General features: G+C 56.9%; 5 protein-coding genes. 3 read left to right on the top strand and 2 right to left on the bottom strand.

The features are described from left to right. Positions 1 to 38 precede the first annotated feature (38 nt). On the bottom strand, positions 39 to 689 hold the full coding sequence (locus tag H8S59_RS25485; protein WP_187523228.1) for a TetR/AcrR family transcriptional regulator: 651 nt from the start codon (positions 687 to 689) through the stop codon (positions 39 to 41). 266 nt (positions 690 to 955) lie between these two features. Here H8S59_RS25485 and H8S59_RS25480 point away from each other — a divergent pair, with 266 nt between their 5' ends. Beyond that, the gene (locus tag H8S59_RS25480; RefSeq protein WP_187523227.1) at positions 956 to 1,897 is read left to right on the top strand and encodes an NUDIX hydrolase; all 942 of its coding nucleotides are present in this window, start codon (positions 956 to 958) and stop codon (positions 1,895 to 1,897) included. 301 nt (positions 1,898 to 2,198) lie between these two features. Here the strand turns inward: H8S59_RS25480 and H8S59_RS25475 are convergent, their stop codons facing one another. Beyond that, a complete protein-coding gene (locus tag H8S59_RS25475) occupies positions 2,199 to 3,377 on the bottom strand; it encodes a XylR family transcriptional regulator (protein ID WP_187523226.1) in 1,179 nt (392 codons plus the stop codon). Positions 3,378 to 3,567: 190 nt separating this feature from the next. Here H8S59_RS25475 and xylA point away from each other — a divergent pair, with 190 nt between their 5' ends. Next, positions 3,568 to 4,884, top strand: a complete 1,317-nt coding sequence (gene xylA, locus H8S59_RS25470) for a xylose isomerase (RefSeq protein ID WP_187523225.1) — start codon at positions 3,568 to 3,570, stop codon at positions 4,882 to 4,884. A gap of 163 nt (positions 4,885 to 5,047) precedes the next feature. Then, positions 5,048 to 6,049, top strand: coding sequence for a D-xylose ABC transporter substrate-binding protein (gene xylF / locus H8S59_RS25465; RefSeq protein ID WP_095093355.1), 1,002 nt, complete (start codon positions 5,048 to 5,050; stop codon positions 6,047 to 6,049). Positions 6,050 to 6,119: the final 70 nt, after the last annotated feature.

Below are 6,119 nucleotides of genomic sequence, written 5' to 3'. Positions count from 1 at the left end.
ACTACTGCCAGCTATAACCGACTATCAAGCGGCCGTACTCAGTCGAGTCCGGCCGGCTTGAGATCCGAAGCCAGACGCTCAAGGTACCTGGCGAAGGCACGCTCAATCGGTACGTAATCCGGTGCGCGTAGCCATTGGATCTGCATCCCGTCCATCATCGAAGCAATCTCGAGACTGACCTGCTTCACATCCGTGTCCGAATGAATTTCGCCCGCCTCGATCAGCAGATTGAGATGAGCTTGAATGTGGCCGTGCACAATCTCAAAGCGCTCGCTGAACCACCGATTGGCCGGGTGAGTCACGGACAGACTTTCTGTATTGATGATCATCAAAGCCTGACTGACGGCGGCGTCCTCGGTGCTGAACCTCATGATGAACTTCAGAAACGCTAAAAACCCGTCCAGTGACGCCACCTCATCAGCTTCCTGCAAGCGACTGGCGACGTATTGATCCCGATGCTGCAGCACGGCGTGCAACAGGGCGAGCTTATTGGGAAAGTGATGAAGCAACCCAACTTGCGATATGCCCGCGACCTTGGCAACGTTAGTCAGCGTTGCGCCCGCAAATCCATCCCTGGCAAAAATAACCATGGCGGCTTGAATGATTTCGAGTTTGCGCACATCCCCCTTGGGGATATGGCGACGCTTGGGAGGCGCGGCGTGGTCAGGTAGGGAAGTATTTTTTGGCATTTGAATAGCACTGTCCGTTGCGCAAATATGAAACGTGTCAGCGTCAGTTTACGGTATTACCCAGGACTGGCTTTAGCCGGGAGGACGTTGGTACATTCGCAAATTCATCTTCGCCAGAAATACTGCCCTCCCGGCTAAAGCCGGTCCTACGGGGTTTTGATCAACAATTGCATGTAGATCATGTCGGCGGCGGAACATACCATGAGCCTTTGAAGCTGACAAATAACCCACCGTTCGCGATACATGACCACAAAGGACTGCCATCCATGGATACACCCAAGGTTCGAATCACAGGCCAACACATGCTGTCGGATAACTGGTATCTGCTGAAGAATATCGAGTTCGAAATACAGCGCCGGGACGGCAGTTGGCAGGCACTGACCCGGGAAGTGTACGACAGGGGCAACGGCGCCACGATCGGCCTTTACAACCTGGCAAAACGGACTGTCATTCTTACCCGGCAATTTCGCATCCCGGCCTTCGTCAACGGGCATGACGGTTACTTGATCGAAGCGGCTGCAGGCCTGCTGGATAACGCGAGTCCTGAAGAGCGAATCCGCCTGGAAGCCGAAGAGGAAACCGGCTATAGGGTCAAATCGGTGCGCAAGATCTATGACGCGTTCATGAGCCCGGGCTCAGTGACTGAACGCCTGCATTTCTTTGTCGGCGAATACCAGCCGGAAGATCGCATCAATGACGGTGGTGGACTGGCCGAAGAAGGTGAGGACATCGAAGTGCTGGAGCTGCCGTTCGATCGGGCGCTGGAGATGGTCGACGACGGCCGGATCATGGACGGTAAAACCATCATCCTCCTGCAGTACATCAAACAACTCATGCCCCCCTCTTCCGGCCTGATGATTCTGGTGGCAGGCCCCTACCGCTCGGGCACCGGTGATGATCCCGCTTTGCTGGCAGCCAATGTGCAGGCCATGCAAGCAGCCGCTGCAGAACTACTGAGTGCCGGGCACTTCCCGGTGGTGGCCGAATGGGTGGCGTTACCTTTGGTGCAAATGGCAGGCTCCAGAAGCATCGGTGACGAAGTGTTCCAGAAGCATTTTCATGAATACGCGAAAAAGCTCCTGCAACGCTGTGACGGCGTATTGCGCATCGGTGGATCGTCAGAAGGCTCGGATCTGATGGTTGAAATAGCCCAGCAGCGAGGATTGGCGGTGTATCGCAGCCTTGATGAGGTTCCAGGTGTTCAATAGCCGGGTTTGCTGAAGACGCTGAAACTTGACGTGGGACCGGCTTTAGCCGGGAAGGCGCTACTTCTGCCGACAAATATGCTGAGGCTGTACTGGCCTCTTCCCGGCTAAAGCCGGTCCCACGTCAGCGCCCGGACATACCTGGTGTATCAGACACACCGCCATCGCAGATAGAGTGCACGTCTCGGTGTCTGTAGGAGTTGTCGGAGGTTACGACGGCGACGATCGCGATGTGTCAGGCAGGCCGCCATCGCTGGCCTCGTAACCTCGGTGAGCTCCTACAGGATTGAATTTGAAATGCCCTTTAAACCATCACCTCCTGCCGATACTCAAGCGGCGTACAGCCAAACTCGCGACGAAACACGGTGTGCAGGTACTGCGCGGATTTGAAACCGCAACTGCGTGCCGTGTCTGCAATGGTCGAATCGGTGTTCTTCAGCCCGCTGGCCGCTGCATCGAGTTTGAAGCGCAGGATTTCGTCATGCACGCTGCAGCCCCGAGCCTGGCGAAAGTGCGATTCCAGCGATGAGCGCGACACACCTACATAAGCCGCGACTTGTGCGGTCTTGATGCCTTGGCAAGCGTATTGGCGGATGAACAGCAGCGCCTGCATCACGTAGGGATCACCCCACGGTTGATGCAGGCTCGATACCTGGACGTTGATCGAGTCCGGCGGAATCAGAATGTGCGTGCCCTTGGCTGGCATGCCGTGCAGCATCTGATGCAGCAACTGCGCTGCGGTGCGCCCCATGGTTTCGGTGCCTTGGCTAACAGAGCTCAGCGGCACGCGGGTGAGGCTGCGAGTGAGAGGATCGTTATCGATACCGATCAGCGCCACCTGCTCCGGAACGGGAATCCCGGCGGTCAGGCAAGCCTGAAGTAATTGACGCGCGCGGGCGTCACTGACGGCAATAATTCCGATGGGTTTGGGCAAGCTTTGCAGCCAGGCGATCTGCTGTTCGACAGCGCTGTTCCAGAGCGGCGCACTGGTGCCCATGCCGCGATAGATCTCCCCCTGCAGCCCATCGCGCTGCATCAGTATGCGAAAGGCTTTCTCCCGCTCCTGAGCCCAGCGATTGGCTTGCGCTTCGGGCAGGCTGAAGCAGGCAAAACGAGTCAGCCCCGCTTCAATAAGGTGCTCGTACGCCAGCGTCATCAATGCCTGATTATCGGTGGCGACGTAAGGGATGCCTCGCGGATAGTCCCCCTCGTTTTGATAAGAGCCACCGACCGCCACCACCGGCAACCTGATCCCGGCCAGCGCCTCGCCGATCATCGGGTCATCGAAGTCGGCAATGATCCCGTCGCCCTGCCAGCGCTCGATACCTCTCAAGCGGCAGAGAAAATCTTCTTCCAGAAACAAATCCCAGGAGGCCCGGGTACTGCTCAGGTAGTTGCCGATACCGCTGATGATGCCGCGGTCGTAGATCTTGCCGCCGTTGAACAACAGTGCAACGCGGTGAACAGGCGGTACGGTTTTCATTGTTATTGTCCTGGGCCAGCCAGCGGTTATCGAAACAGACTAGGCGCGCAGACGCAGAATCTCAATACGCAAAATCGCACTCCGGGTTGACGTTTTTCATAATCGGCAGCAACAGGGCCGTTGCTAGTATCGAGGCACCGAAAAGAACGATCGATTAGAGCAACCGATAAAAACAACAAGGACATTGCGAATGCCATATTTCCCCGATATAGACCGAATTCGCTACGAAGGCCCTGACAGCGATTCCCCCCTCGCCTTTCGCCACTATGATGCGAACAAAATCATCCTGGGCAAACCGATGCGCGAGCACCTGCGCATGGCGGCCTGCTATTGGCACACCTTCGTCTGGCCGGGCTCCGATGTGTTCGGCGCAGGCACCTTCAAACGCCCATGGCAGCGCCCCGGCGACCCGCTGGAAGTGGCGATGGGCAAGGCCGAGGCAGCGTTCGAATTCTTCACCAAGCTGGGCATCGACTATTACTGCTTTCACGACACCGATGTCGCCCCGGAAGGCAGCTCGCTCAAGGAATACCGCAATAATTTTGCGCAGATGGTCGATCATCTGGAGCGCCATCAGCAGCAAAGCGGCATCAAGCTGCTGTGGGGAACCGCCAACTGCTTCAGCAACCCGCGCTTTGCCGCTGGCGCTGCGAGCAACCCTGATCCGGAAGTCTTCGCCTGCGCCGCTGCGCAGGTGTTCAGCGCCATGAACGCAACCCAGCGACTCGACGGCGCCAACTACGTGTTGTGGGGTGGTCGCGAGGGTTATGAAACCCTGCTCAACACCGACTTGAAACGCGAACGCGAACAGTTGGGGCGCTTTATGCGCATGGTGGTTGAGCACAAGCACAAGATCAATTTCAAAGGCGATCTGTTGATCGAGCCCAAGCCGCAGGAACCCACCAAGCATCAATACGATTACGACTGCGCCACCGTGTTTGGCTTTCTGCAGCAGTTCGGCCTGGAAAACGAGATCAAGGTCAACATTGAGGCCAACCACGCGACCCTGGCCGGTCATAGCTTCCATCACGAAATCACGACGGCCGCCTCTTTAGGGATTTTCGGCAGTATCGACGCCAACCGCGGTGACCCGCAAAACGGCTGGGACACTGACCAGTTCCCCAACAGCGTCGAGGAAATGACCCTCGCCACTTACGAAATCCTCAAAGCAGGCGGGTTCAAGAACGGCGGCTTCAACTTTGATTCCAAGGTCCGCCGGCAAAGCCTCGACGAAATCGATCTGTTCCACGGTCATGTTGCGGCGATGGATGTCCTCGCTCTGTCCCTCGAACGCGCTGCGGCCATGCTGCAGAACGACCGGCTCCAGCAATTCAAGGACCAACGCTACGCGGGCTGGCAGCAGCCATTGGGCCAGGGAGTGCTGGCGGGCGAGTTCACCCTTCAGTCTCTGGCCGAACATGCGTTTACCCAGGAACTGAATCCGCAAGCCGTGAGCGGAAGGCAGGAAATGCTCGAAAACGTCGTCAATCAGTTCATCTATCGCTGACTGCAATCAAGGGCCACAGGCGCAGCAACCCGGTTACATTCGCGCGACAAATCTGTGCTCGTGGCGCCTTGCGAGTCTCTACAGTTCTACCAGCACGATATCTATCGTCAGGCAGTGGCTTCAAAAAAAGTGTCTTCGAACAACAATAAAAGGACGCACCATCATGAACAGTTTTAAACGCACGCTGTTGGTTGGCGCTTTGGCGCTGCTGTCGATTCCGGCCATGGCCGACCCTGCCCATCCGAAAATCGGTTTCTCCATTGATGACCTGCGCCTGGAGCGCTGGTCTCGCGACCGCGATTACTTTGTCGCCGCAGCGGAAAAAATGGACGCCAAGGTCTTTGTACAATCCGCCGACGCCAATGAGCAAAAGCAGATTTCACAGATCGAGAACCTCATTTCTCGTGGGGTAGATGTCATTGTGATCGTGCCTTTCAACGCCACCGTGCTGACCAACGCGGTTGCCGAAGCGAAGAAAGCCGGGATCAAGGTTGTGTCCTATGACCGGTTGATTCTTAACGCTGACATTGATGCATACATCTCTTTCGATAATGAAAAGGTCGGTGAGATGCAGGCCAGTGGCGTGTTGAAAGCAGCGCCCAAGGGTAATTACTTTTTGCTCGGCGGCGCGCCGACCGACAACAATGCAAAGGTGCTGCGCGAAGGCCAGATGAAGGTGCTACAGCCGGCAATCGACAAGGGTGATATCAAAATCGTCGGTCAGCAGTGGGTGAAAGAGTGGAACCCGACTGAAGCCCTGAGCATTGTCGAAAACGCCCTGACCCGTAACGACAACAAGATCGACGGCATCGTTGCCTCCAACGACGCCACCGCAGGCGGTGCCATCCAGGCACTGGCCGCGCAGAAGCTGGCGGGCAAGGTGCCGATCTCGGGTCAGGACGCCGACCTGGCAGCGGTCAAACGTGTGATCGATGGCACGCAGACCATGACCGTCTACAAGCCGCTGAAACTCATTGCCTCCGAGGCCGCCAAGCTCTCGGTGCAACTGGCGCGCAACGAGAAACCCACCTACAGCTCGCAGTACGACAACGGCAGCAAGAAAGTCGACACGATCCTGCTCACGCCGACCCCGTTGACCAAGGACAACATCGATCTGCTGGAAAAGGACGGGTTTTACACCAAGGCGCAGATTGACGGGAAGTGATCCGGGCGCGCAGAACTAAGTCCTTTGGACGCTAAACGTTAGACCTGTAGGAGCGCACGAGCACCGCGAG

Origin of the sequence: Pseudomonas folii, assembly GCF_014357575.1 — a bacterium.
Lineage (GTDB): Bacteria > Pseudomonadota > Gammaproteobacteria > Pseudomonadales > Pseudomonadaceae > Aquipseudomonas > Aquipseudomonas folii.
This window is presented reverse-complemented; position numbering and strand designations above follow the sequence as displayed.